Annotated in this window: 24 protein-coding genes, 1 pseudogene and 1 riboswitch; of the genes and pseudogenes, 18 read left to right on the forward strand and 7 right to left on the reverse strand. The window is 34.7% G+C overall.

Features of this window, described 5'->3' with window-relative positions; all coding sequences use genetic code 11:
* Positions 1-9: 9 nt before the first annotated feature.
* Positions 10-1440, reverse strand: a complete 1431-nt coding sequence (locus tag ACFVQC_RS08380) for a YfcC family protein (RefSeq protein ID WP_377898095.1) — start codon at positions 1438-1440, stop codon at positions 10-12.
* Positions 1441-1692: 252 nt separating this feature from the next.
* Between ACFVQC_RS08380 and rraA the strand changes: the two genes are divergently transcribed.
* The 7 genes from rraA to ACFVQC_RS08415 all read left to right on the forward strand — a co-directional run bounded on the left by rraA (position 1693) and on the right by ACFVQC_RS08415 (position 9472).
* Positions 1693-2178 carry a ribonuclease E activity regulator RraA gene (gene rraA / locus ACFVQC_RS08385; RefSeq protein ID WP_377898097.1) on the forward strand — a complete coding sequence of 162 codons (486 nt, stop codon included), beginning with the start codon at positions 1693-1695 and terminating at the stop codon, positions 2176-2178.
* A gap of 506 nt (positions 2179-2684) precedes the next feature.
* A complete protein-coding gene (locus ACFVQC_RS08390; protein WP_377898099.1) occupies positions 2685-4469 on the forward strand; it encodes a DUF4430 domain-containing protein in 1785 nt (594 codons plus the stop codon).
* Positions 4470-4525: 56 nt separating this feature from the next.
* Positions 4526-5350 carry a DUF4430 domain-containing protein gene (locus tag ACFVQC_RS08395; RefSeq protein WP_377898100.1) on the forward strand — a complete coding sequence of 275 codons (825 nt, stop codon included), beginning with the start codon at positions 4526-4528 and terminating at the stop codon, positions 5348-5350.
* Between the two features lie 28 nt (positions 5351-5378).
* Entirely contained in the window at positions 5379-6257 is an 879-nt protein-coding gene (locus ACFVQC_RS08400; RefSeq protein WP_377898102.1) for an energy-coupling factor transporter transmembrane component T, read from the forward strand.
* Entirely contained in the window at positions 6230-7891 is a 1662-nt protein-coding gene (locus ACFVQC_RS08405) for an ABC transporter ATP-binding protein (protein ID WP_002146634.1), read from the forward strand. The genes ACFVQC_RS08400 and ACFVQC_RS08405 overlap by 28 nt, the downstream gene beginning before the upstream one ends.
* Positions 7864-8565 (forward strand): ECF transporter S component, encoded by a 702-nt coding sequence (locus ACFVQC_RS08410; RefSeq protein WP_016095839.1) that lies wholly within the window; start codon positions 7864-7866, stop codon positions 8563-8565. The genes ACFVQC_RS08405 and ACFVQC_RS08410 overlap by 28 nt, the downstream gene beginning before the upstream one ends.
* Before the next feature lie 184 nt (positions 8566-8749).
* On the forward strand, positions 8750-9472 hold the full coding sequence (locus ACFVQC_RS08415; protein ID WP_377891658.1) for a YwiC-like family protein: 723 nt from the start codon (positions 8750-8752) through the stop codon (positions 9470-9472).
* A 30-nt stretch (positions 9473-9502) separates the two neighbouring features.
* Here the strand turns inward: ACFVQC_RS08415 and ACFVQC_RS08420 are convergent, their stop codons facing one another.
* Positions 9503-9694, reverse strand: a complete 192-nt coding sequence (locus ACFVQC_RS08420) for a hypothetical protein (protein ID WP_002110871.1) — start codon at positions 9692-9694, stop codon at positions 9503-9505.
* Between the two features lie 121 nt (positions 9695-9815).
* Positions 9816-9914: riboswitch (SAM riboswitch) on the forward strand.
* 38 nt (positions 9915-9952) lie between these two features.
* On the opposite strand from ACFVQC_RS08420, the gene ACFVQC_RS08425 reads away from it, so the two are divergent.
* From ACFVQC_RS08425 to ACFVQC_RS08440, 4 genes are all read left to right on the forward strand, one after another.
* Entirely contained in the window at positions 9953-10273 is a 321-nt protein-coding gene (locus ACFVQC_RS08425) for a hypothetical protein (RefSeq protein WP_377891663.1), read from the forward strand.
* A 252-nt stretch (positions 10274-10525) separates the two neighbouring features.
* Positions 10526-10915: an SWIM zinc finger family protein gene (locus tag ACFVQC_RS08430; RefSeq protein ID WP_377891666.1), complete on the forward strand. Its 390-nt coding sequence runs from the start codon at positions 10526-10528 to the stop codon at positions 10913-10915.
* Positions 10916-10937: 22 nt separating this feature from the next.
* The gene (locus tag ACFVQC_RS08435) at positions 10938-11513 is read left to right on the forward strand and encodes an NAD(P)H-dependent oxidoreductase (protein WP_377898103.1); all 576 of its coding nucleotides are present in this window, start codon (positions 10938-10940) and stop codon (positions 11511-11513) included.
* Positions 11510-11863: a group-specific protein gene (locus tag ACFVQC_RS08440; protein ID WP_377891672.1), complete on the forward strand. Its 354-nt coding sequence runs from the start codon at positions 11510-11512 to the stop codon at positions 11861-11863. Before ACFVQC_RS08435 ends, ACFVQC_RS08440 begins: the two co-directional genes overlap by 4 nt.
* Before the next feature lie 40 nt (positions 11864-11903).
* On the opposite strand, the gene ACFVQC_RS08445 is transcribed toward ACFVQC_RS08440, so the two are convergent.
* Positions 11904-13250 carry a short-chain fatty acid transporter gene (locus ACFVQC_RS08445; protein WP_071744162.1) on the reverse strand — a complete coding sequence of 449 codons (1347 nt, stop codon included), beginning with the start codon at positions 13248-13250 and terminating at the stop codon, positions 11904-11906.
* 475 nt (positions 13251-13725) lie between these two features.
* Positions 13726-14073, reverse strand: coding sequence for a VOC family protein (locus ACFVQC_RS08450; protein WP_377891676.1), 348 nt, complete (start codon positions 14071-14073; stop codon positions 13726-13728).
* Positions 14074-14650: 577 nt separating this feature from the next.
* Here ACFVQC_RS08450 and ACFVQC_RS08455 point away from each other — a divergent pair.
* Complete coding sequence (locus ACFVQC_RS08455; protein WP_377891679.1) at positions 14651-15310, forward strand: protein kinase family protein; 660 nt, start codon at positions 14651-14653, stop codon at positions 15308-15310.
* Between the two features lie 320 nt (positions 15311-15630).
* On the opposite strand, the gene ACFVQC_RS08460 is transcribed toward ACFVQC_RS08455, so the two are convergent.
* Positions 15631-16194 carry a GNAT family N-acetyltransferase gene (locus ACFVQC_RS08460; protein WP_377891681.1) on the reverse strand — a complete coding sequence of 188 codons (564 nt, stop codon included), beginning with the start codon at positions 16192-16194 and terminating at the stop codon, positions 15631-15633.
* 700 nt (positions 16195-16894) lie between these two features.
* Positions 16895-17661, reverse strand: a pseudogene (locus ACFVQC_RS08465) (Tn3 family transposase); the annotation flags it as partial.
* A gap of 314 nt (positions 17662-17975) precedes the next feature.
* On the opposite strand from ACFVQC_RS08465, the gene ACFVQC_RS08470 reads away from it, so the two are divergent.
* From ACFVQC_RS08470 to ACFVQC_RS08485, 4 genes are all read left to right on the forward strand, one after another.
* Positions 17976-18743 carry an ABC transporter ATP-binding protein gene (locus tag ACFVQC_RS08470; RefSeq protein ID WP_377898105.1) on the forward strand — a complete coding sequence of 256 codons (768 nt, stop codon included), beginning with the start codon at positions 17976-17978 and terminating at the stop codon, positions 18741-18743.
* Positions 18733-20715: an FtsX-like permease family protein gene (locus tag ACFVQC_RS08475; RefSeq protein WP_377891687.1), complete on the forward strand. Its 1983-nt coding sequence runs from the start codon at positions 18733-18735 to the stop codon at positions 20713-20715. The genes ACFVQC_RS08470 and ACFVQC_RS08475 overlap by 11 nt, the downstream gene beginning before the upstream one ends.
* A gap of 81 nt (positions 20716-20796) precedes the next feature.
* On the forward strand, positions 20797-21468 hold the full coding sequence (locus tag ACFVQC_RS08480) for a response regulator transcription factor (protein WP_377898107.1): 672 nt from the start codon (positions 20797-20799) through the stop codon (positions 21466-21468).
* Entirely contained in the window at positions 21465-22487 is a 1023-nt protein-coding gene (locus ACFVQC_RS08485; protein ID WP_219919319.1) for a sensor histidine kinase, read from the forward strand. The genes ACFVQC_RS08480 and ACFVQC_RS08485 overlap by 4 nt, the downstream gene beginning before the upstream one ends.
* Before the next feature lie 536 nt (positions 22488-23023).
* Here the strand turns inward: ACFVQC_RS08485 and ACFVQC_RS08490 are convergent.
* On the reverse strand, positions 23024-23605 hold the full coding sequence (locus ACFVQC_RS08490; RefSeq protein ID WP_377898109.1) for a TetR/AcrR family transcriptional regulator: 582 nt from the start codon (positions 23603-23605) through the stop codon (positions 23024-23026).
* 276 nt (positions 23606-23881) lie between these two features.
* Here ACFVQC_RS08490 and ACFVQC_RS08495 point away from each other — a divergent pair, with 276 nt between their 5' ends.
* On the forward strand, positions 23882-25141 hold the full coding sequence (locus ACFVQC_RS08495) for an MFS transporter (protein ID WP_377898111.1): 1260 nt from the start codon (positions 23882-23884) through the stop codon (positions 25139-25141).
* Positions 25142-25241: 100 nt separating this feature from the next.
* Positions 25242-26315 carry an LLM class flavin-dependent oxidoreductase gene (locus ACFVQC_RS08500; RefSeq protein WP_016091903.1) on the forward strand — a complete coding sequence of 358 codons (1074 nt, stop codon included), beginning with the start codon at positions 25242-25244 and terminating at the stop codon, positions 26313-26315.
* The last annotated feature ends 48 nt before the right edge of the window (positions 26316-26363 follow it).

Raw genomic sequence — 26363 nt, forward strand, 5'->3', positions numbered from 1 at the left:
TGCATAGTTTTAATACGGTCCCCACTCAATATTTACGCCAACAATAAGAAAAATAAGTCCGATGATAAACCAAATGAATGCAAGTGGAGCCATAAATCGAATCCATTTTCCATAAGAAATGCCACTCGCTGCGAGAACGCCCATTAAAACACCGGAAGTTGGGTTGAGGCAGTTCACAACACCTTCGCCAAGCATAACAGCCTGTACTGTAACTTGACGTGTAATGTGCATGAAATCAGCTAATGGAGCTAATATCGGAATGAAAATAACAGATTCACCTGTACCTGATGAAATGAGGAAATGTAATGCAGCACTACTTACATACATGCCGATAACACCAAATACAGGGCTTTGTCCTTCGAGAGACTGTGCTAGTTGGTTAACGATTGTGTCCAGCAATTTTCCTTGTTCTAAAATGACTGAAATACAACGAGCCATTCCAACGATTAACGCACCGTATATAAGTTTTTGGCAACCTACTAGAAAAGTAGAGGCGATATCGTTTGCTTTCATGCCACCTATGATTCCTGCTGCAATTGCTATGAAAATAAAAGTAGCGGTCATTTCTGCATCCGTCCAATGTAGCCGAAAAGCTCCTATTAAAAATACAATTAATGATAAAGCTGAAACGAGTAAAATTAATTTATGGCGCATTGTCCAAGGAACTTCTGTTTTCTGCGTTTCTTCCCTACTTGAAAGAGCATTACTTGGAAACCAGTTGTCGCCGAGAATGCTTCCTTTCTTCGATTTCTTTAAGCGTTTTACATACCAATTAATATAAAGAATTGTAGCAAGTAAAAAAGATATATAGATTGCTATACGTAAACCAATCCCGGAAAACATCGGAAGTTCAGCGATTTTCTGTGAAATACCTAAAGGTGAGGGAGATAGTATAGTAGCATTAAAACCAGCATAAGTGCCTAAATAAATAATTGCTACGCCGACAATAGCGTCCCATTTTAATGTGCGTGCAACGATGATCCCGATGGGGATGAAACCGATAACTGAGTTAACGATAATGCCGGTCGTTCCAAGAATGGAAAAGAGTGCTGCGACAATGCAAATGAAAAGTAATTGCTGATTACGAAATTTGTTAATAACATGATAGATTAAGCCATCAAGAGCGCCTGTTTTTTCGAGAATAGCTATTGCGCCACCAGTGAATAAAATTAAAAAGATAATTGGGGCAGCAAGTGTCATTCCTTTTTCAATAGCAGTAAAAAAGGAAACAAACCCTACAGGAGATTGCGGAACAGAATGATAGCTTCCAGGTATTGTCGTGGTAATGGCGCCTTTTGTAGCTCTTTTGAATTCTCCAGCAGGAACAAAATAAGTTGCAATTGCACAAAGTAAAGCGATAAAAAATAATAAAACGTACGCATCAGGCATTTTAAACTTTGATTGACTAGGCTGTTTTTTCGTTTCAGTTTGTAGTTGCATGAAATCCCTCCTTCTTTCACTTGATTAAGTTTTCAATATTCTGAATTTACATTACGTGAGATAGATTATAATAAAGCTTTTTACTTAAATCAATAGTTTCAAGTGGTAAGCTTTATTTTCCTTCATTTGTATATGAAGTTCAACGCACATACAAATTATTGCAACATTAGACAGGGAAACGAAAAAAATCCAAGAATATGTAAAAGAAAAAGAAAAAGAAAAAGAAAAAGGAAAAGGAAAAGAGGGAAAGAGATGTGGAAAACTACGGATCTATGTGATGAATTTGAACAGGAATTACAAATATGTCGCCAGTCTTTTCAATCTTATGGGAAGAAAGAACAATTCTATGGGAAAATTGCAACGGTAAAAGTGAAGGATGATAATGTACTAGTAAAAGAAGGGCTACAAACATTGCCAGAAGGAACAGTATTAGTTGTTGATGGCGGAGCTTCTAAAAATTGTGCGTTACTCGGTGATAATTTGGCAGCTATTGCGGAAGAAAGAAACTTAGCAGGAATTATTGTAAATGGGTATGTTCGTGATTCTAGTGAATTAAAAAATATTAATATTGGTATTGTAGCGTTAGGGACAATGCCAAATAGAAGTATAAAAGAAGGAAAAGGAGAAAGAAATATTCCGGTGCAATTTGGTGAAGTTGAATGGAAACCGAATGAATATGTTTATGTAGATGAAGATGGAATTATTGTTAGTGATAAAAGCTTACATAGTGAGGGATGACTTCTATTAATGGAAGGCTATTAAGCTATTATTCTTAGAAAATAAATCCGATAAAGCATGGACAAAATTCTTTGTCAATAGTAAAATAATACAGAATTTAAAAATTACAGAATGTATAGGTTTATCGATTTACGATAAAGTGAAACTTTAATCAGTGGGGATTTTGTTCATCCCCACTGATTATTAGCCTTCACCAATCGGGCATTTACGGGCAGTTGATCCCCACCTAACTTCTTTGCTTTCGCTGAATTTGAGGTGGGGGTCTTACTGCTCGGCGAATAGCGGGATAACTTGAAAAGGGAGTAAATTTTGCCTAGAAAAGTGAATGTTATCACAATGGTGCGTTCATAAACGAAATTATTTTTCCTATACAAATATAGCCGCGAATAATGCGGGTAGGAGGTGTTGTACATTTTTGTTCGACACTTACAAAAAGAGAGTGTCAACCGCATACCCTTAAAGGGTCTTTTTTTGTGTGAATGTTAGTAAAGGGAGGGAATTTTGGGATGGCAATGTTAAAGAAATGGCTGCTTACATCATTAATGGCAGTGGCACTTGTATTTGTTTCTTTTGCGAATACAGTACATATTACGTTTGCTGAAGGAAAGACAGCGAAACTTGCAATTATTGGTGAATCACAAAAAGGAATTATGTTATGTCCGAAAGAAGTTTCCATTGAAGATGGAGAAACAGCTTTTAGTTTGCTACAAAAAGTTATGGGTGACAAAGTAACATCTGAAAGTATGTCATTTGGAACGTATATAAAGGGCATCGATGGATTAATGGCCGGAGCAACGAGCGGTTGGTTGTATGATGTAAATGATAAATCTGCAGAAGTTGGGGCGGATAGTTATAAATTAGAGTCTGGGGATGTTGTTGCATTTCGTTACGTTGCAGACTGGAGCAATATGAGTCAACAAACGTTGCAACAAACGTTAGATAAATTTGGCACTTGTAAAACTGTAGAAGAGCCAAAACCAGAGGAACCGAAAACAGAAAAGCCAGATGGTAAGCCAGAAGAACCGAAAACAGAAAAGCCAGATGGTAAGCCAGAAGAACCGAAAACAGAAAAGCCAGATGGTAAACCAGAGGAACCGAAAACAGAAAAACCAGATGGTAAACCAGAAGATAAAGTAACTGAACAACCAAAGCAAGAGAAAGTCGAAATTCCAGCAGCACAATTAAACGAAGCGATTTCTAAAACGTCAGAAAAGATGTTACAAGATGGAATTGGTAGTGATTGGGTTGCGATTGGACTTGCTCGTTCAGGTGTAAATGTTCCGCTTGAAACGAAAATAAACTATGTTAAGCCAGTAGCTGAAAAGGTTAAGAAGCGTTTAAATCGTTTTTCAGCAACAGATTTAGCTAGAACGATTATTATGATGAATGCAATGAATGTTGATCCTACAAAGGTAGAGGGACAAAATTTAGTACAAAATTTATTTGAATCAGATAAAGTGAATTCCGTTACAGGATACGCATTTACATTACTTGCATTAGATACAAAGAAATATGAGGTTCCGGCCGAAGCAAAATGGAATCGAGCTGCTTTAGTACAAGCACTTTTACAAGCGCAGCATACAGACGGTGGCTGGACATATGATAGTTCAAGTAGTAAAGAAAGTGCTAGTAACGTTGATGTAACAAGTATGGTATTAGCAGCATTAGCTCCTTATCAAGATCAAGCAGATGTAAAGCCAGCTATTCAAAAAGCTGTTGATTATTTATACAAGCAGCAGCTAGGTAATGGTGGTTTTGCCGCTGATGGACAAGAGAATTCTAATAGTACTGCACAAGCAATTATTGGACTATCGCTAGTTAAAGATGTAGATCACGATCGTCTTAATAAAGCAGTACAAAATTTAATGTCATACCAGCTTCCAAATGGTGAGTTCAAATGGTTACCAAGTGATCAAAAAGGTAGCGGAATGGCTACAGAGCAAGCATTTTTAGCGTTACTTCAGTTTAAAGATCTTGGGAAATCGATTTATGATTGGTCAAATGTAGTAGAGAATGAAATTGATACGAAACCAATTGTAGAGCCAGAGACAACTGTAGAAGAAAAAGAAGTTGTAGAACAACCGAAACAACAAGAAGAGTTACAAAAACAACCAAAAGATGAAAATCTAAAAGTTGTTGTAGATAACGAACGAGTTAATAAAGAAACAAACAAGAATAAGAATCAATTACCACAAACAGGAGCATCTTCTCATAGTGCAGCAACAGAAGTAGGTATGGGTGTATTATGTATCGCTTCTGCATATGTATTATGGAGACGTAAAGCAGCTTAACAAAAATTAGGAGCAATCATTTGCTCCTAATTTTATTATGAAGGGTGAGGGACAGCATGAGTAAGATGAAATGGTTCATTTCTTTAGTTCTTTCATTGGGATTATTAGCCGGATGTGAAGAAACGGCTGTAAAACCTGAGAAGAAGGCAGAACCGAAGCAAGAAGAGCAAAAAGAAGTAGCGAAACAGGAAGAACAAAAAGAAGTAGCGAAACCGGAAGAGAAGCAAGCTGAACCGGAACAGAAACAACAAGAAGAGCAGAAAGATAAACAAGAACAAAAAGTAGAAGAGAAACCGAAAGAAGAAAAAGCGCAGGAACAACCTGAAGTAAAGAAAGAAGAGAAACCAAAGGAACAGCCTGCTGCAAATAAACAACCGGAACAACAAAAAGTACAAGAAGAGAAACCCCAGCAGCAGAAAGCGCCAGAAGTAAAAGAAGAAGCAAAGGTTGTTAATCAGCCAAAAGAAACACCAAAGCAGGAGCAAAAAGAAGATCCAAATAAAGGAAAACAGGTAACTGTTCCGGTTCCACCAACACCGGTACCAGATCCAGTACCGCCAGTGCCAGATCCGGTAATACCAAAACCAAAACAAGTTACTATCTCCGTAAAAGGTCATGAAGGATACTTATTAGGTGCGAAAAAGGTTGATGTACAAGAAGGCGACACAGTTTACAGTGTGCTCACGGGCACAGGATTAGATGTTGATGCGAGTGGATCTAAAGGTGATGTTTACGTAAAAGGTATTGAAAACTTATATGAAAAAGACGTAAATGATAATAGTGGATGGAAATATCGTGTGAACGGTGCATTTCCGAACCGTAGCGCAGGTGTAGTTACAGTTAAGCCTGGAGATAAAATCGAGTGGGTGTATGTATACTAAATTAGGAAAGGATATTTGGTAAAGGACTATGAAAATAAGCTTTTCTTCTTTACATCCTTTTGTTAATTTTTTCTATTATATTGGGGTGATGATACTATGTATGATGTGTCTTCATCCTCTTTTTTTAATTGGAGCGATTATACTAATAGTAATCTTAAATATAGTACAAGGAAATGGCGAGAAAATAAGAAACATGCTGCCAAGTACTATCGTATTCTTTCTAATGGTAATTTTATTTAATTCTTTATTAACGCATAGAGGGGCGACTACGTTATTTTGGTTAGGAGATAGCCGGATTAAGCTTGAGGCCTGTATGTATGGACTTGTTATGGGGTTATTATTAGTTGCGATTATGTTTACGTTTGCTTCTTATAACGATATTATTTCGAGTCATAAATTTTTATATTTATTTTCAAGAATTTCACCGAAAGTTGCATTGTTAACGATGATTACAGTACGATTCGTTCCTTTATTTATACGACGCTTAAAGAAAATTACACTCGTCCAAAAAACGAAAGGTGTACAATTAGATTCAGGTTCACTCATTGAACGTATAAAAAATGGAATGCAATTACTGCAAGTGTTATTAGTTTGTTCGTTAGAAGATGCACTACAAACAGCAGATTCTATGCAGGCTCGTGGATTTGGTGTAACGAAGCGTACGACTTATACTCGATATAGAATGGAAAGACGCGATTGGTACACGTTAAGTTATTTAAGTATCCTATTTATAGCCTCATTCATATTTAGTTATTATGGCGGAGGGAAATTGATTATTTATCCGAAAGTGGAATCAATACTGTTCCAGCAATACGATGGAATGATGTTTTTCCTATTTATGATGTTTATTAGTTTACCGATTGTAATGGAAGGAAGGGAATGGATATGGTGGCGCATGCAGAAATAAAGAATTTATCATTTATATATGCTGATGAAAATGAATACGCGTTACAGCATATTTTTCTTTCTGTTCAAAAAGGAGAATTTATAGTACTTGCTGGTGGTTCTGGTTCTGGGAAGACAACTTTATTGAAACATTTTAAAAAGGAGTTACTTCCAATTGGCACGCGTTCTGGGCATACATATTATGATGGAGCTTTATTAGAAGATGTACCAGATTTATTATCTGCACAAGAAATTGGTATGGTATTTCAAAATCCAGAAAATCAGCTCGTAATGGATACAGTTATTCAAGAATTAGCATTCTCTTTAGAAAATATCGGGCTACCATCACATATTATTCAAAAAAGAATAGCGGAACTCATTAGCTTTTTAGGATTTCAAGATTTGTTACATCAATCTGTTCATACTTTATCTGGTGGTCAAAAACAACTAGTAAATTTAGCAGCAGTATTAGTCATGCAGCCGAAGCTACTATTACTGGATGAGCCGACAGCGCAGCTAGATCCGATTGCTGCAAAAGAGTTTTTAGGATTGTTAAAACGTATTAATGAAGAACTTGGAATTACGATAGTTTTAAGTGAACATCGTTTAGATGAAGTCATACCGCTCGCAACACGGGTTGTTTGTATGGATAACGGCAGAATCATTTATGATGGTACGTCTAAAAGTGTGATAGCGAACATGTGGGAAGTAGAGAAGTTTCGTCCATTTATTCCACAAATTCCAAGATTGTTTTTAGAGTGGAATGTGAAAGAGATTCCATTTACAGTGCGAGAAGCGCAAATGAAAATGAATGATTTTTCAGCGATATCATATAGGAATGGGCAAGTAGAACAATGTGAGAGGCAAGAAGTAATTTTAAGTGCAGAACATATATCTTTTCAATATGAAAAAAATAGTCCACTTATTTTACGAGATTTAACAGTGAACATCGAAAAAGGAAAATGGACAGCTTTAGTTGGGAAAAATGGAACTGGGAAGTCTACACTGTTAACGATTTTAGCAGGATTGCAAAAAGCTAGAAGAGGTAAGGTAAAGTGGAATGGAAAAGTGATACATAAAATTGATTCGAAAGAACGATTTAAAAGTATAGGGTATGTATCGCAACATCCGTACTATCATTTTACATTTGATACAGTATGGGAAGAGGTTTATGAGCGTGCGCGTGAATTATATGGTGAAGAGGGAAAAGTAATAGCAGAAGAAATGTTGAAAAAGTTCTGGTTAGATTCACTTAAAGAGCGCCATCCGCATGATTGTAGCGGCGGAGAGCAACAATTACTTGCATTATGTACAACGTTATTATCAAAGCCAACTTTATTATTACTGGATGAGCCGACAAAGGGACTAGATCCATGGAAAAAGGAAAGAGTAGGAGAGCTATTTAAACAGTTGCAAAAAGAAGGTACAACAATTGTAATGGCAACGCACGATATTGAGTTTGCAGCGAAATACGTTGATCAATGTATGATGTTATTTGACGGGAAAGTCATTATGAATGATGCACCGAAAGAGTTCTTTAGTGGTAACTTCTTTTATACAACATCTATTAATAGATTCATCCGTAGAGAGTTGCCATTTGCATTAACGTGGGAGGATGTGTACGAAGCGTGTCCAAACGATATGTTGCATTTATAATATTTATTTTTGCTGTTGTAATATGTACACTACTCTTTACGACTCTTATTATGGACGGGTATTACATGGTAAGTAGTTTGTTTTTATTAGCTGCCATTATGCTACCTTTCTACGTCCGTTTTGAAAGGAAGGCGTTTGTTTCACGTGAAATTGTTATCGTTGCTGTGTTAGCGGCGATTGCAGCAGTTAGCCGGGTACCATTTTCGATATTACCGAGTGTACAACCGACTTCCTTTGTCATTATCGTTTCTGCAATTGTTTTTGGAAGTGAAACTGGCTTTATGATTGGGGCAACGGCGGCCATTGTATCTAATATTTTTTTAGGACAAGGTCCGTGGACGCCGTGGCAAATGTTCTCCTGGGGCATGATCGGATTTATAGCTGGACTATTACGTAATACATTTTTAATGAAAAAACTGTGGGGAAGACTGTTGTACGGATTCGTCGTTGGATTTTTATTTGGCTGGATTATGAATTTCTGGGGTCTCCTTGGTTTTATACAGGAAGCAACGTGGGAAACAGTTATTGCCTACTATGTCGCAAGTTTTTCTTTCGATCTTAGTCATGCGATATCGAATGTTATTTTTCTTCTGTTATTTAGTACGTCATGGATTACGATCCTCACAAGATTTAAAAAGAAATACGGTATATTAGATGAGCATAACGTGACATAGAAAAGCATACTCATATAAGGTAGGGTCGCGACTTACATATTCGTTTGCCTCTTTCATGCTTCTTACATATTGTAAGGAGCATTTTTTATTGTCAAAAAATAGATCTAATATATATCCGTTATTATATGAAATTATTTGTATAATAGTAGGTGAGAATTATTTTCAAGAGGGAGGTGTATAGTTAATGAAGTTAGTTATTCCGAAGCAGCATGGAGCATGGGCGATGCTTGTCATACCATTTCTATTAAGTGTATTACTTGGTAAACCTACTTTTTATCATATCCCATTGTTTTTAGCCTGGTTCTTTATCTATCTAGCTACTTATCCATTTCTCATGTACATAAAGCAAAGACGAAAAAAAGAATTTCTACGCGCTGCAATTGTTTATTTTATCATTGCATTTGTATTTGGGATGATTTCTTTATTATATGAATGGCGAATTCTTTTATTCGCAGTATTAATGATTCCATTGTTTATTGTAAATATGTATTACGCTCGTCAAAAAAATGAACGAGCATTACTAAATGACATTTGCGCGATTATTGTGTTTTGTATAGGCGGTTTAATCAGTTATTATTTCTCAATGAAATTTATAGATAAAACAGCATTATTCATTGCACTTATTTCATTTCTATATTTTTTAGGAAGTACGTTTTATGTGAAAACGATGATTCGTGAAAAAAATAATCCAAAGTATCGTTTTATATCTTGGGGATATCATATTGTATTAACGGTAATCGTATTTACTATAAATCCATGGTGTTCACTCATATTTGTCCCAAGTGTAATTCGGGCCATTATGTTGTATGGCAAAAAGATTTCTATATTAAAAGTAGGGATTTTAGAAATTGTTAATTCTGTATATTTTTTAATAATAACGGTAATAATGATGAAGTATGCCATTTGAAAAAACTTCCCATCTTTTGATGGGAAGTTTTCATTCTTGTTCTAAAATGTGAACGGTATAATCGCATCTTTGTAATGCTTGTTCTACAGCGTAAAGGGATTGTTCAATACGTGCACGATTAAAATCTTCTTCAACAGTTTGTAATGCATCTTCTAAACAATGTTTCGCTTCTTGTAATGATTGAAATGAATCTTGTACGTATCCACGAGCGTTCTTTTGCAACGTAGTAACCTCCTTCTGTACATCTATTTGTAGTATGAACAGTTAAGAAGAAAATATAATTTATTATATTTATTTGACAATTATAATGAAATTACGTATAGTTAAATTTAAAGTGAATATTTTCTTATCCAGAGAGGTGGAGGGACTGGCCCGATGAAACCCAGCAACCGCGATGCAGGTGCTAATTCCAGCAGAACATTTTTGTTCTGGGAGATAAGACGAAGATATACGTAACTTCTTCTTATCGGAGAGGTTTTTTTGTTGCAAAAAAACCGATTACGAAAGCATATAATAAGAAGAAAGGGGTTGCGAAGTACTGTGACACTCGAAAAATACGTAAAACTGCGTAGTACAGTTTATGAATATATGATAGAGCAAAATAAGCCAATATCATTGTTAGATATTCAAGAACATATCGTTTCGCATCATGAAGGAAAATTCACTAAAAAAATGTTACATCAATTTTATTTATCAAGACTATTAGATGAACTCAAACTGGATGGGAAAATTACTTTAGCTGATGATGAATATCGCTATGCTGAAAAAGGGGTATTTTATAAAGCAGGAAAAGGGAGCTAGGCTCTCTTTTTTTTGAAGTATGTAGTGTAAAAGACTGCTGAAGCAGCCTGATACAAGGGAATGGTGTTGAGTGTGTAGTGTCAAAGATTGAATGTGCCTGAAAGAGGCACTTCATATCGGCTGCAAATGAAAAGAGACACCTTCGCCGAATAGGTGTCAGTCGTTTGTCACGTAGACTCGCTACTTGACAGTTATTAGAATAACATGCAGGATTTTGGAAGTCAAAAGGGAATTAAAGGAAGAGGTGTTGTTATGTACGCATATTTATTAAAAGAACTACATAGGTATATTCCGAAATACATTGTTGATAGAGGTTATGAATATTATGAAGAGGGACATGTAGAAGATGTTGAAGTACATGATAATAAAGTATTTGCTTTTGTGACTGGTAATGCAGGAAATTATGAAGTAGTTATTGATCTTGAAGATTTTGCAGAAAGTAGTTGCGAGTGTCCGTACGAAAATTATTGTAAACATATGGCGGCAGTTGTTTATGATATTCAAGGTGCTGGTGAGAGTACGGTTAAAGAGAAACTGAACGGTTTAGAAAAAGAAGAGTTACTAACAGTATTAAATCGTTTGTTACAAAGTTCGAAAAATGTGCAAATTGTAGAGAAGATGTTAAAGAAAGGGAAACTTTAACTAAAGAGGGAGTTGCTTTGTAGTGAACGTACTAATTATATACGCTCATCCTAATCCTTCAAGCTTTAATGCGGCAATTTTAGAGCATGTGCAAAAAGGACTTGGGGAAACAAATCATTCTGTTACGCTACTTGATTTATATAAAGAACAATTTGATCCAGTGCTTGTATTTAATGAAGAGAAGAAAAGACGTGATTTACTAAATGAAGAAGAGACGAAGCGATATAGAGAATTAGTGCAGAAGGCGGATATTCTTCTTTTCATATATCCAATATGGTGGTGGGGCATGCCTGCTATTTTAAAAGGATTTATCGATCGTATTTTTGTAGCTGGATTTGCTTATAAATATGAGGGGGCATTACCGAAAGGCTTATTTAAAGGTAAGAAGGCGTGGGTTATTAATACGTTAGACTCACCGTTATGGTACGTAGCACTATTATATCGATCAGCGGATTGGATTATGATGAAAAGAGGGGTTTTGCGTTTTTGTGGTATTCGCAATATAAAACGTTCTGCTTTTCAATCTGTGAAAACGAGTAAACTAGAGAAGCGTGAAAAATGGCTATTACAAATAGAAGAAAAGGCTCGTACATTATGAATGAAATAGATCATATTATAAAGTGTTGCAATTATGATGACGAACTTTTTCGTACGTATATTAATTGTTTAGTCCAATTGAAGAAGTATAGTGAAACGTTTCAACAAATTCAGATACAATTAAGAAATGATTATTTAATAAGAGGGATTTGTGAAAGAGAAGTTGATGAGGTGATTAGGGGAAGTAAAGAATATGAAACATATTTTCTTCCTAAAGTATTGCAGTGGAATTTCCTTAAGAACAATCCTCATATGATTGAAAAAGTGTGTGAAGATTTGTTTACATATGAAGCATTAAATCATGCAGAGGTAGAGTGGAGGAAGGTAATAAGCTGTATAGATAACGAATGATTTATTATATAAAAAAGCTAGTATAAAACTAGCTTTCCGTTTAAATAAATAAGAAACATAGACTAATGATAAATCCTGCATATAGTAAGTTAACAACACAAAATCCCATAATATCACGAGCGCCTAAACCAGCTATCGCTAATGCCGGTAATGCCCAGAAAGGCTGAATTAAATTTGTCCAAGCATCGCCCCATGCAATTGCCATCGCTGTTTTCGCGGCAGGTACACCAAGTTCAGCGCCAGCTGGAATCATAATTGGTGCTTGCACTGCCCATTGACCGCCTCCAGATGGAACGAAAATATTAACAATTCCAGCACTTAAAAATGTAAAGAGCGGGAATGTGGTTTCATTTGAAATGCTAATAAAGAAAGTAGAAATAGCTCCTCCAAGCGAAAGCCCTTCACTATTTACTCCAATCATCATGCCCATAATTCCAGCATAGAACGGAAACTGAAGTAAAATACCTGAAGCACTCTTAGTTGAGTCAGAGAAAGCTCGAATATATTGAATCGGAGTACGGTGGAAAATAAGACCCGCAATCAATAACATAAAAATAACGATATCAAGTGTAAGGTTAAAGCCTTTCGTACTAAAATAGTTAAAAATATAAATAAGACCTAATAATCCAATGCAAAGTGTAATAATCATACTATTTTCCATTTTTTCAGCGAATGTTTTTTGCTCTACTTCTTGAGCAGCAGCCTCTTCATGGAACACGCTAGGGTCTACAGTAATTGTATGCTTTTCATCTGGATGCATTGCTTTATTAATGAGAGGCATTGTAATTAAAAAGATAATAACTGGAACGAGAGCGTATGGTGAGAATAACGTTTCTGTTATTGGAATCGCTTCTTTAATACTTCCAGCTGTCGTTTTGATTAACGTTTCGCCGCCTGTTGCTAATGTAAGAGGGATAGAAGCGGAAAGGCCTGCATGCCAAATGAGAAATCCGGAGTAAGAAGAAGCAATTGCTAACCTATAATCTAATCCTTCTAACTGTCTTGCCACTTCTTTTGCATATAAAACCGATACAACAATACCAAATCCCCAGTTTATGTATGCTCCTAGTAAACTTACGATTGAAATTGCAATAATACCTTGTCCATTTGTTTTCGGTAATTTCGCTGCTTTCGTTAATCCTTTTTTAATAAGAGGAGCGTTTGCTAATGCCGATCCTGTCACGAGTACAAGAGCCATTTGCATAGAAAAGGCGAGAAGTCCCCAAATGCCATTGCCCCAATGCGTAATCATTTCGACCGGTGTTTGGTGCGTCGCAAACATGCCGAAGAAGATAACGAAAACGGTTAATAAGCATGATAAAATAAACGGTTCTGGTAAGAAACGTTGCACAAGGGCAACACATCCATTTGTAAATGAACGAAACAAAATAGATCAACCTCCTTATGTTATGTATGTTTATTACAATATTCGAGGTTGTTTTGGGGATAACCTTTAATTTATGGAAAATTCAGACATTTAAGGTGATTGTAATTTATTGGTAGATTGATATTATTAATAAATGGATAGGCTATTATACTAAGTTGGATACATAAAATAAGGGCATGTAAACTTAGACTATTAAATTAAGCGAGGGTGCTACTATTATTGTTTTAGAAGTATCATTTTCTCCTGATTTTCATTCTGAATTTAAGAATACGGAAGTATCTAAAGCAAATCTGTATATAACAGGTTATATCGATAAATTAGCTGATGAAAATCATTAAAAGTATTAATTTAGATTAAAAAAGTGCACCTTCGATTGTTAGACTGTGTCTAATAATCGGAGGTGCACTTCAAAGGAATCAACTTTTTTTATTGAACTAAAGCACTCGTTAGCTTAGTAGCAAATTATTATAAACGACTATTTCTCCCAAAGTTCGATCAATCGACCTTCAGGATCTTTAATCCAAATAAACTTTCCAAATTCACTAATCTCTTCTTGCTTTTCAAGAGGTACACCAATTTGTTCAAGATGCTGAATAGTCTCGTTTAGATTATGTACTTGGAAATTTAACATCACTTGTTGTTCTGCTGGAAAATAACTGTCATTCTCGGTAAAGAAAGAAAAGATAGTCTCAGTTCCTAATTCGGGTTTAATCACAGTCCCATTCCAATTTTCTATTTCAATCTTCAATACTTCACTGTACCATTTTTTTATAACATCAATATTTTTAGTTCTCCAAAATATTCCTCCGAAACCTTTTATCATTCTATTTAACTCCTGTCTGTCTTTTAATTTTTAATGACATAGTATGTATTTAATATATCAAAACAAAACAGGAATAGTAAGGAGAATCAGTTGTTTCACCATTCTGAACAATCGGTACATATGAAGTACACCCAGTGCTTTCTCCATCTGCTAATCTATTTCCTCCGACAAAAAATAAGCCAATCCATTCGTTAACTCCTTGAGTATATGGGAGTAAATTTTTTATAGTATCTGGATTAAAACAATCAATTTTATCTACGAAATATTCTTCATTGAACAACTTGTATAAGTTGTATATTATTAATAAATATAGCTTGTACACTTTTCATAATGGTATTTGCTAAGTTTTTTTATAAAATAATCATGTGAAGTTAACATAATTTATTGTATCAATAGTATATATTTGCGTAGAATATCCATTTTAAGGTTTTGAAGTCCCCCCTAAATGAAAATTTTATTTCTCTAAAGTTAGTTACTTAGTGAAGTCTGCTCATTTTTTTCGTATTAGGGAAGAATGTACTTTTTAACTTGATGGGTATGGGGTAGTCCCCCTTTTAGCAAAACCGGAGTGGGAATGATGAGTATAAATAGTTTTGTGGGATTGATAAAGGACGAATTATTAAAAGAGGTAAGCATAAGAAGTGAGGATGAATTCGAGCCTGTAGTAGTTAAAGATATTCCTAGACTTTGGAAGTGTTTAGGGACAGGTAATTATGCCGCAGTATTTATGCACAAAGAATACAAAGATTGGGTAGTGAAAGTTTACGCGCGAGAAGGAGAAGGAATTGAAAAAGAGTCAGAAGTATACCGAAGAATCGGAAATCATCCTTCTTATTCGAAGCTTATATATAAAGGAGAAAATTTCATAGTATTGAAACGTTTAAAAGAAATTACCTTATACGATGCTATTCATAAGGGGATTAAAATTCCTAAGCAGGTAATCCTTGATATCAATGAAGCTATAGAGTATGCAAGGGAGCAAGGATTAACTCCTTGTGATGTTCACGGGAAAAATGTGATGATGGAAAACGGAAGGGGATATGTAGTCGATGTATCTGATTTCTTAAAAACAAAAGAAGATAGTAAGTGGAGAGACTTAGAAAAGGCATATTTTACATTTTACTTTCCTTTCATTTATAAATTGCCTTTCCCTGTTAAAATACCGTATTTCATGTTGAACATTGTTAGACGTTCATATAGAAAATATAAGAAGCTTAAACAGAAATTCAAATTGTAAAAGGACCACATACTTATCTTTAGGTTAGATAAGTGAACCACTAGTAAACAAAAGGACCGTACATTTTAAATATGTCTAATATGTACGGTCCTAATTTTATAACTTCATGAAGTAATTTATTTATAAAATGATTGTAACATTTGTATATAATACTGATATTATTATGAGAAGTAAATCTTCTTGTTTTAATAGAATATACCCATTTCAGTACATTTCATTTTAAACATATTGATGTACTATAGTTCTAAACAAATCACAATAACGGATTAGAAGGGGAATAAACTATGTACACAGACTCAATTGAGTATTAAAATTTTAATCTAATTTACCTTTGCATAGATGCAGGTATCAGTTAGTTTTTTACCGTCAGCTGAAAGATCTTCATTACGTAATATCCCTTCAAGCTCAAAACCTAGTTTTTCAGGGATCGTACGACTTTTAGTGTTATTAGATTCACATCGTATTTCAATCCTTCTAAATTTGAGTAACTGAAATCCAAGGTTTGTTAACTCACTTACTACTTCTGTCATATATCCATTGCCACTAAATTGCGTGTTAATCCAGTATCCAATTTCACATTTAGAAATCTTCCAATTAATTCCGTGAAGGCTAGCAGTTCCAATAAAATCATTAGTACCCTTATGATAGATAAGATAGCGAAAGCTTTCTCTTTTCAAAAAATCTATATGGGCATTTCTCAGGATAATTTCCGTTTCTTCAACAGTAGGAATTGACTGGAATAAAAGCAACCATTGCTTTAACTCACTAATTGAATCCTTAATAGCTTGGTGTACGACATTCCCGTCACCAGCTTGAAGTGGTGCTCGAAGAATTAGTCTGTCTGTTTCTATTTGTAACGGAACATCTAATAAAATAGAATTCATATTATTTCTCCTCTCGAAAACTTTAAATTATGACAGAATGAAACTTATATAATAAAAAAACTTTCACCTCAAAGAAATAATTCTTGAGGACGAGAGTTGCAATTTCGTGGTACGTTACTATAATAAATTAAAAAATACCCTATCTCACTAACAAGAAATCCCGTCACAGCATCACTATAAGTTATTATAGAACCGTGCGAAGCTCCTAGTCTTTCTTCATTAAGAACTTGATAGCAATACAGTAAGGCTTATCTCCCATAAAGGGGCCTCCCAAAAATTAGTGAACAATAAATATATATTCAATTAATCACTTAGAAATCCCTTTTCACATATTGAAAACTAAACTGACAGTTGGTACAAAAAATGGCTGCCGAAGCAGCCTTAGGTTGTTCAACTAATGCATGCGTTAGTTGAATAAGGAATTATTATTTTTCATCTATTGGCTTCCAATTTTTATCTTTTGCATAATGGGGTACCGCCACATCGCCATCAAGCTAAAATTTTATAGCACCCCCAGAACGAAATTTTGTGCTAACTTGTAACAAAAAAGCTCATTTTTTCGTTTTGGGGTAATTCTGAATTCTTAAGTTGATGGGCATGTGGCGATACCCCAGACACAAGTTGGAGACATTTTAACCTGTTCCCTGTATGTTAAGGAACTGGTTATTTATTTTACTGCTTTTTTTATAGAATTTTTGTATCATAACGGTCTAAAATTATTGAAATTTGTTTTTTCATTTAAGTTCCAAACATAATTACCTGTCAACGTGATATGTTCTCATCCAAGTGGAGATATATGCTGTAAATATTCCTCTGGAATGTCCATGCCTTTTGCACGTAAAGCATCTACTGCACGTGATATGTATACCGTATTCCATAATACAATTGCTGAAATAAGAAGTTGCAAACCACTAGCTCTATGTAATTGATCTTCATAAGAACGATCACGAATTTCCCCTAATCGATTGAAAAATACAGCTCGAGCAAGTACGTGTTTTGCTTCACCTTTATTTAAACCAACCTGAACACGTCTTCTAAGCTCAGGACTCTGCAACCATTCTAATGTATATAAAGTTCTTTCAATCCTACCTATCTCACGTAATGTTACGGATAAGCTATTCGGCCTTGGATAGGCTACAAGCTTTTTAAGAATAAGAGAAGCTGTGACTGTTCCATTACGAACAGAACTAGTTAATCGTAATAAATCATCCCAATTTTCTCTTATTTTCTTTGTATGAATTGTTCCCCCAATCATAAATTCTAGATGCGGTTGATTTAAGGCTTTTCAAAAGTATAAATTTTATTCTTACTAAACGTTTTGATTCTAGGAGCAAATCGAAATCCTAACATATGACACATGGCAAAGACATGATCTATAAATCCTGCCGCATCCGTATAATGTTCTTCAATATCCAAATCTGTTTCATGATATAGTAGGCCATCAATAATATGTGGTGCTTCTTCTAAAATGACTATGAATCTATGTCTTTTAAATAGAGCTGTTGTTACGCCGTAACCAGTTTGCTTATTTCCAATAATTACATAAGTCTTATCGTTTTTGCACCAGAACCGATACCCCTACATTTATCTGCCTCTTTGGTAAGGGATCGAATAAACCTTACTTAATCCATTGCGATTTCTGATAACTTACATGCAGAGGTATCGCTCAATATAACAAAAATGTAATGTTAATGAAATGTAATTCCACCGATACTATTAATGAAATTATATAAAATGAATGGGAGTTAAAGAATTTTTATAATGAAAAAGGAGAAGTATTAATGCGAAATATATTAAGTGTAGAAAAAATTGAAAAATATTATGGTAATAAAGATAATGTAACAAAGGCTATAGATAATATTAGTTTTAAGGTAGATGAGGGAGAATTTGTAGGGATAATGGGGCCTTCAGGAAGTGGAAAAACTACATTACTTAACTGTATATCAACTATTGATAATGTTACTACGGGAAAAATAATGATAAATAATAGTGACATTACTCGGTTAAAATCAAAGTCACTAGATAAGTTTAGACAAAATGAATTAGGGTTTATATTTCAGGACTTTAATTTATTAGATACCCTTACTGCTTATGAAAATATTGCCCTAGCGTTAACAATAAAAGGTGAGAAAAGTTCAAAAATTGATGGCAAAATACAAGTAGTTGCAAAATATTTAGACATTGAACAAGTATTAAGCAAATACCCTTATCAAATGTCAGGCGGACAAAAACAAAGGGTTGGTTCGGCAAGAGCTATCGTAACAGATCCATCTTTAGTACTTGCAGATGAACCAACAGGATCGTTAGATTCTAAATCAGCTAGATTATTACTCGAAAGATTTGAAAGTTTAAATAAGGATTTAAAAGCTACAATACTTATGGTTACTCATGATGCATTTACAGCAAGCTATGCTCGTAGAATTCTTTTTATTAAAGATGGAAAAATATTTATCGAGTTGGTAAGAGGGAATGATTCCAGAAAAGAATTCTTTACTAAAATTATCGAAGTTATAACCCTTCTTGGAGGTGACGATAATAATGTACTCTAAGCTTGCTATTGGGAATGTAAAGAAAAGTCTTAAGGATTATGCAATATATTTCTTAACACTAACACTGGCTGTTTGTATATTTTATAGCTTTAACTCAATAGAATCACAAAAGGCACTTATGGAAATTAACGCTTCAGATAGAAAGTATGTGCCTACAGTAATGAATGCTATCTCAAATGTGTCAGTATTTGTATCCGTAATATTAGGTGGTTTAATATTGTATGCAAATAATTTCTTAATTAAAAAACGTAAAAAAGAATTAGGAATATACATGACTTTAGGTATGGGAAGAAGAAACATATCCAGAATATTAGTAACAGAGACATTTCTAGTTGGCGTTATATCTTTAGTAAGTGGACTTATAATAGGTATTGGAGTATCGCAGGGATTATCTACATTTACATTAAAGTTATTTGAATTGCCCATCAATAAATATAAATTTACAATTTCAACAGGTGCTATAGGTAAAAGCGTATTATACTTTGGAATCATGTTTTTGCTTGTTATGTTATTTAATGTATATGTTGTTTCTAAATACAAAATAATTGATATGTTAACAGCAGGTAGAAAAAACGAAGATGTAAAATTTAGAAATCCTCTTATCTATGTAATCACATTTATTATGTGTGTAGCATCACTTGGATATGCATATGTGACTGTATTAAAAATCGGATTGAATTTTAAAAATCCTATGTTTATGGTATCAATCATTCTTGGCATATTAGGTACATTGCTGTTTTTCTTTAGTTTATCTGGATTTATATTATATGTTGTAAAGAAGAATAAAAAAGTCTATTTTAAAGGGTTAAATATATTTATCATCAAACAAATAAATAGTAAGGTTAATACAAATTTTATATCCATGTCTGTAATCTGTTTAATGTTATGCCTTACACTGGTGGCTTTATCTACAGGAATCAGCTTTAACAGAATGATGGACGCAACAATGAAAGAAGTAACACCATTTGATGCCAGTATTACGTTGGAGAATAAGGATGAAAGTTACACGATAGAAGACGTATTAAATAAAGCTAATTTTAAAATAAGTAATAACGAAAAATATGTATCTTATAATGTATATCAAACAGGGATGGAAGTGGTGGACTTTATACCAGAACGTAAAGATTATGGTCGCGGTATGGATTTCATTAAAGTATCTGATTATAATAAAATTTTAAATCTTAAAGGTGAAAAGGAAATCACTTTAAATAACAATGAAGTTTTACTTTTATCAAATGATAACCGGTTGGTTAATTCGATAAATGAAAGATTAAAAAATAGCAATAAGGTGAATATTAAAGAAAAAGAATATCTGGTAAAAAACGCTAAAGTTATACAAGAGAATCTTTACACTTCTGATGGGACAACTAATTACTCCACAATCGTTATAAATGATGAGTTTTTATCAGGCTACAAAATTATTGCATCCATACTTAATGTAAATTATTCAGATGGAAATAGAGAAGAATATAATAAAAAATATGATAACGTTGCACGGGGCTTTTATGACGAAAATGGCCCGAAATTAAATATTAATCGTATAGCAGGCAAATCAAAGGATGAAGTTTGTGCAGAAAGTAAGGGATTGAAAACTATCATACTGTTTATTGGGATATATATAGGTATTGTATTTTTAATAACGAGTATGGCTGTATTAGCTCTTCAACAATTATCAGAAGCCAGTGATAGCATAGATCGATATAAATCTTTGAAGAGAATTGGTTCAAATGGAACAATGATCGACAAAACGATTTTTATTCAAACTTTCGTATACTTTAGTCTTCCAGTTATTCTTGCCATAATTCATTCTGTAGTTGGAATTTATTTAGTTAATATTTTTATTAATGCATTTCAACAAACAGACATTATTTTACCAGCATTGATGACTGGCTTAGTACTTCTTGTAGTTTATGTAGTATATTTCTACACGACATATGTCGGGTATAAAAATATTGTAAAAAGTAATACTTGATTTTATAATGCTCATTAGGGCTATTACACTTTGTTTCTCAAGATGTAATAGCCTTATATTCTGTATAGGGAGGGAAAAGTCATGAAAAAAATCATTCTGATTGAAGATGATGAAATCATCAGAGAAGAATTACAAAATTTTTTTATAAAGTATGGATATGAAGTAAAGGCTCCCACAGATTTTAATCATATTATCGAATATATAGAAAGTGAGAATGCAAACCTTATATTACTAGACATAAATCTTCCTGTGTTCGATGGCTATTATATATGCAGAGAAATACGTAAAACTTCAGATGTTCCAATCTTCATGGTTACAAGCAGAGATAGTGATGTAGATGAACTAATAAGTATGAATTTAGGAGCAGATGATTTTATAACAAAGCCTTATAATACAGAAATACTATTAGCAAGAGTAACAAACATTTTAAGAAGAACAACTGGAGATTTCAAGACGAATCATATCTTAATTTATAGAGATTTTAATTTAAATCTTTCAAATGCAACAGTTACTTATCAAGACAAGTCTGTAGAGTTAACTAAAAATGAAGTTAAAATACTCTCATGTTTAATAAATAATCGCGGAAATATTGTAAAAAGAGATTCACTCATCGAAACTTTATGGAAATCTGATTATTTTGTGGATGATAGCACCTTAACAGTTAATATAAATAGATTAAGAAAAAAGCTTGAAGATATAGGTATAGAAAATCCAATTACAACAAGAAGAAGCTTAGGGTATATAATGCCATGAATATAGGTGAATTTATTAAAGATAAAATGGTAGTAATACTATTTAATGTACTGGTATTTATTATACTAGCAGGTATATTGCTGACTGTGAATGTTCCGTTCATTATCATATTCTTTGTCTTTTGTATTTGGTTTTTTCCATTGATTTCATATATGGCTATAGAATTTATAAGATGTAAAATTTATTATAATGAGATTAACGGCATATTAGAAAACTTGGAGAAAAAATACTTACTTCCAGAGGTAGTAAAGGAAGCAAACTTTATACATGGGGAAAAGCTTAACGCTATACTGAAAGAAGTAAGTAGAGATATGCATGAAAATGTAAAGTATTATAGAGATATGCAATTGGATTACAGAGAATATATAGAAACATGGGTGCATGAAATTAAGACACCAATAGCTTCTACAAAGCTTATAATTGAAAATAATCAAAATGAAGTAACGAATAAAATCGACTCTCAAATGGATCGGATTGAGGGGTTTGTTGAACAGGTTCTGTATTATTCTCGAAGCTCTAACGTGAATAAAGACTATATGATAAAGCCAATCAACCTTGATAATGTAGTAAGGAATGTAATTAAAAGAAACTATAGGGATTTTATTCATAAGAGAATAAAATTAGATATACAGGATATTGATGAGATTGTATATAGTGATGGAAAATGGATTGAATTTATTATTAATCAAATAATAGGAAATTCTATAAAGTACTCAAATAACAAAGAACAAATGATACGTATATACACAATTAAGAAAACTAACTCAGTAATACTAACTATAGAGGATAATGGAGTAGGGATAGTAACTAAAGATATAAATAGAGTTTTTGAGAAAGGGTTTACTGGAGAGAATGGAAGAAGATTTAGCAAAAGTACAGGAATGGGCTTGTATCTTTGCGAAAAATTGTGTTCAAAATTAGGATTGAAAATTGGCATTGAATCTGAAGTGAATAAAGGAACTAGAGTTACATTAATATTTCCTTTATCAGGTATGGTGACTTTTGAGTCTTATTTATAAAAGAAATGCTGCATCTTCCCACGAATTTCATATGAAACTTATAAACAAATGCAAAACGGTATGAAAAGAGTAGAAATTCTCTTCATACCGTTTGTATTATTTAGCCATTTAACATATTGGTATATTTAATTGTGAATCGAATGGATGTTAATCTGAAGTAGTCATTACTATTTTTGATGGCCACTAATACTTAACGCAAGATTTGATTCGGTTGCTACACAGACCTCGTTAGCGAGAAATTGTACACTATATAGAACAGTAAAATAAATATCCGATCCCTTAGCTTACAAGGAATCGGATATTTTGTTTCCAAATTGTGTCCAAACTTGCAATTTTCTTTTTTTGATATGGTGACCCCATGGCCATCAAGCTAAGGATTTGGAACCACCCAAAAATGAAAATTTCACCTTTTTACAGTTATTTATAGAATTCGGCTCATTTTTTTCGTTTTGGGGAACAAATAATTTCTTAAGTTGATGGGCATGTGACGCTACCCCTATAAAGGTATAGTTTTCGTACTTTCATATACAATCATGTCACTTAAGTAATGTGAGCGTCGCTGCTATTGCATTGTCGACAAATGAACGTTGGGGGCGAGATTTCATCATAACCGTTAGACCGATTAACGCTACAATCAGTGCCTGTGCCAAAGACTTTGCATCTGTGTTGACTTCCAGCTCACCTGATTGGATTCCACGTTCGATCGTCTCCTGAAAAATGACGGCGAGGTACATTTGATGTTCTCTGGTCAAAATTTCAAATCGCTCATCATGAGGTGCTAGTTCAACCATTGTATTGATACAAAAACAACCTTTACTAAGATCTCCTGCGTATTCTTCATTGACGACATCGGCAAAGAAAATAGAAAATGCCTCTTTTACAGAGGAGTGACTTTGAAGCCTAGTTCGTGTATCAGAGGCCCGAGACATTGTATATCTGCGAAGTGCGGCTTCAAACAATTCTTTCTTATCTCCAAAAGCTGAATAAATACTAGGGCGTTGAATGCCCATTCTAGAAGTAAGATCACTTAATGAGGTAGCCTCATAGCCCTTCTCCCAAAATAACTGCATTGCTGCATCTAAAACTTGATCCTCATCAAATTCACGGGTTCTTGCCATTAAGAATTCTCCTCCTCAAACTTTGATTTTATTAATTGTTTTAGGATAGGTGTGTAGGTAATTACAATTGTTGTTTTTATTACCAAACAGTATGTAATTATTATATATTTAGCCATTCTCTATGTCAAACCAATCTCCATTCATTTAATACAACATTTACTTTAGTGCAAATAAATCGTTGACATCATGAATAAGACTAAGTTATATTTACCAGTAATCATATTGTACTGAACGGTATGTTATGATTAAAAATCTAATGTGATTGGAGGTTAAGGTATGTTTAAAACAGAGACAAATATAGAAGATGATCCACTCTACACTAAGATAAGTCATAAATCTTCCATAACAAAACCTAATTTGGATCAACAGCCATCCATGTCTCACGCTTTGGCATTATTGTTTGCGGCTGCCTGTGGAATGTCTGTTGCCAATATTTACTTTGCACAGCCGTTGCTTGATCAACTATCTAATGAGTTTAGTATTAACCATTCCATTATTGGTGTTGTTATTACCGTTACACAAATTTTTTATGGAGTGGGCTTACTGCTACTCGTACCGCTTGGAGATTTGCTAAACCAGCGACGTCTAATTGTCGGTCAGATGCTATTATCTACAACAGCTCTGGTTATAGTTGGTACTGCTTCCTCCAGCATGGTGCTTTTCGCAGGTATGGCTTTGGTGGGTCTGCTTGCAGTTGTGACACAGACTCTCGTGGCGTTTGCAGCGACCATCGCTTCCCCTACAGAAAGAGGACGTGTCGTTGGCATTGTAACAAGTGGGATTGTTATTGGCATACTTCTCGCACGTACTTTTGCTGGTATATTGACAGATGTTGCGGGATGGCGTTCTGTATATCTATTTTCTGCTGCGCTCATGCTTTTGATGGTTTTTATGTTTATGAAGATGTTGCCCAATGTTGAGCGCGAGGTAAAATCGCTATCCTACCCTCAGTTGATTAGATCGGTGCTTGCTTTGTTTATTCAAGAACGAACGTTACGCGTTCGCTCCGTTCTAGCTATGCTGATTTTTGCTGATTTCAGCATTTTGTGGACTTCACTAGTACTGCCACTTAGTACACCGCCAATTGCTCTATCTCATAGTGCAATTGGCGCATTCGGTCTTGTAGGCGTGGCTGGAGCCTTAGCTGCGGCACGGGCAGGGAAATTGGCCGATCAAGGTTACGGACAACGAACGACAGGTATTGCTTTAGCTCTATTATTGATTTCATGGTTGTTCATCAGTTATATAGAGCAGTCATTAATCGCGTTAGTGATAGGGATAGTTCTACTTGATTTGGCCGTACAGGCAATACATGTCACGAATCAAACCATGATCCTTCCATTGCATACAGAAGCACGGAGTCGACTTACTGCTGGATATATGGTGTTTTATTCTATCGGCAGTGCTGGTGGTTCAATTGCTTCGACTCAAATATACGCACACTTTGGCTGGGGAGGGGTTTCCTTACTCGGAGCCTCTGTCAGTGCTTTCGCTCTTCTTTTTTGGGCTATGACCAGACGAGTTAAGATTTCATGAAATAAACGTGTGTTAGTCAATATGAGAAACACGTTACTACCATAAAGGAAATGATTAATTTTTTTGACTTAAAATCTAATTGGACTAGGAGAGATGACAAATGGAAATAGGTATTACGTCTTTTGTAGAAACGAAACCAGATGTACATAGTGGTGAAGTGATAAGTCACGCACAGCGATTGCGTGAAGTTGTTGAAGAAATCGTTCTTGCTGATCAAGTAGGACTTGATGTGTTTGGTGTTGGTGAGCACCATAGGAAGGATTATGCAGCATCCTCTCCAGCGATGGTTCTATCAGCCGCGGCACCACAAACGAAAAAGATACGGCTCGCGAGTGCAGTAACTGTGCTTTCTTCAGCTGATCCTGTGCGCGTTTTTCAGGATTTTTCCACACTGGATGGCATTTCAAATGGACGCGCAGAGATTATGGCGGGTCGTGGTTCCTTTATCGAATCTTTTCCATTGTTTGGCTATAACTTGAAGGACTATGAAGAACTGTTTGAAGAACATTTGGACCTACTGCTCAAAATACGTCAGTCCGAAAAAGTGACTTGGGAAGGCGGACATCGACCAGCAATCAATAATTTAGGTGTGTATCCAAGACCTGTTCAAAATCCTTTACCGATATGGGTTGGTAGCGGTGGAAATCAGGAGTCTGCTATCCGTGCCGGTTTTCTGGGATTACCACTTATGCTGGCGATTATTGGTGGTAGCCCAATGCACTTTGCACGAATTGTACAGCTATATAAGAAAGCGGCGGCTCACGCTGGTCATGATGTATCAAAACTTCAGGTGGGATCTCATTCGATTGGATTTGTTGGAGAGAATACGGAATTGGCAGCAGATACATTTTTCCCGTCCACTCAGGCAGGCATGAATAAACTTGGCAAAGAGCGGGGTTGGCCTTATTATGATCGTTCCAGCTTTGATGCTGCACGAAGTTTTGAAGGGGCGTTGTATGTTGGTGATCCAGATACAGTCGCCGAAAAAATCATACATCTTCGTAAGCATGTAGGGATTACACGCTTTATGATGTATGTACCATTAAGTACCATGCCACATGATCAGGTCATGCGTGCCATAGAATTGCTTGGAACAGAAGTTGCCCCTCGTGTAAGAGAGGAAATTGCCAAATGGGAAGCTGAAGGAGAACAGGAGACGCATCTATTCCGTTAATTATTCCATAAGGATTGCATCAAGTCTCATTATTTAACTGGAGGAATT

This window comes from Bacillus sp. NPDC057893, from assembly GCF_042796455.1.
Lineage (GTDB): Bacteria > Bacillota > Bacilli > Bacillales > Bacillaceae_G > Bacillus_A.

What these genes read in the sequence shown, in the direction of transcription:
- ACFVQC_RS08390 (WP_377898099.1), top strand. Translation starts at nt 2,685, where the DNA reads ATGGCAATGTTAAAGAAATGGCTGCTTACATCATTAATGGCAGTGGCA.
- ACFVQC_RS08475 (WP_377891687.1), top strand. Translation starts at nt 18,733, where the DNA reads ATGTACTCTAAGCTTGCTATTGGGAATGTAAAGAAAAGTCTTAAGGAT.
- ACFVQC_RS08380 (WP_377898095.1), bottom strand. Translation starts at nt 1,440, where the DNA reads ATGCAACTACAAACTGAAACGAAAAAACAGCCTAGTCAATCAAAGTTT.
- ACFVQC_RS08480 (WP_377898107.1), top strand. Translation starts at nt 20,797, where the DNA reads ATGAAAAAAATCATTCTGATTGAAGATGATGAAATCATCAGAGAAGAA.
- ACFVQC_RS08400 (WP_377898102.1), top strand. Translation starts at nt 5,379, where the DNA reads ATGAAAATAAGCTTTTCTTCTTTACATCCTTTTGTTAATTTTTTCTAT.
- ACFVQC_RS08470 (WP_377898105.1), top strand. Translation starts at nt 17,976, where the DNA reads ATGCGAAATATATTAAGTGTAGAAAAAATTGAAAAATATTATGGTAAT.
- ACFVQC_RS08485 (WP_219919319.1), top strand. Translation starts at nt 21,465, where the DNA reads ATGAATATAGGTGAATTTATTAAAGATAAAATGGTAGTAATACTATTT.
- ACFVQC_RS08490 (WP_377898109.1), bottom strand. Translation starts at nt 23,605, where the DNA reads ATGGCAAGAACCCGTGAATTTGATGAGGATCAAGTTTTAGATGCAGCA.
- ACFVQC_RS08450 (WP_377891676.1), bottom strand. Translation starts at nt 14,073, where the DNA reads ATGATAAAAGGTTTCGGAGGAATATTTTGGAGAACTAAAAATATTGAT.
- ACFVQC_RS08500 (WP_016091903.1), top strand. Translation starts at nt 25,242, where the DNA reads ATGGAAATAGGTATTACGTCTTTTGTAGAAACGAAACCAGATGTACAT.
- ACFVQC_RS08455 (WP_377891679.1), top strand. Translation starts at nt 14,651, where the DNA reads ATGAGTATAAATAGTTTTGTGGGATTGATAAAGGACGAATTATTAAAA.
- ACFVQC_RS08415 (WP_377891658.1), top strand. Translation starts at nt 8,750, where the DNA reads ATGAAGTTAGTTATTCCGAAGCAGCATGGAGCATGGGCGATGCTTGTC.
- ACFVQC_RS08405 (WP_002146634.1), top strand. Translation starts at nt 6,230, where the DNA reads ATGGATATGGTGGCGCATGCAGAAATAAAGAATTTATCATTTATATAT.
- ACFVQC_RS08440 (WP_377891672.1), top strand. Translation starts at nt 11,510, where the DNA reads ATGAATGAAATAGATCATATTATAAAGTGTTGCAATTATGATGACGAA.
- ACFVQC_RS08495 (WP_377898111.1), top strand. Translation starts at nt 23,882, where the DNA reads ATGTTTAAAACAGAGACAAATATAGAAGATGATCCACTCTACACTAAG.
- ACFVQC_RS08460 (WP_377891681.1), bottom strand. Translation starts at nt 16,194, where the DNA reads ATGAATTCTATTTTATTAGATGTTCCGTTACAAATAGAAACAGACAGA.
- ACFVQC_RS08430 (WP_377891666.1), top strand. Translation starts at nt 10,526, where the DNA reads ATGTACGCATATTTATTAAAAGAACTACATAGGTATATTCCGAAATAC.
- rraA (WP_377898097.1), top strand. Translation starts at nt 1,693, where the DNA reads ATGTGGAAAACTACGGATCTATGTGATGAATTTGAACAGGAATTACAA.
- ACFVQC_RS08395 (WP_377898100.1), top strand. Translation starts at nt 4,526, where the DNA reads ATGAGTAAGATGAAATGGTTCATTTCTTTAGTTCTTTCATTGGGATTA.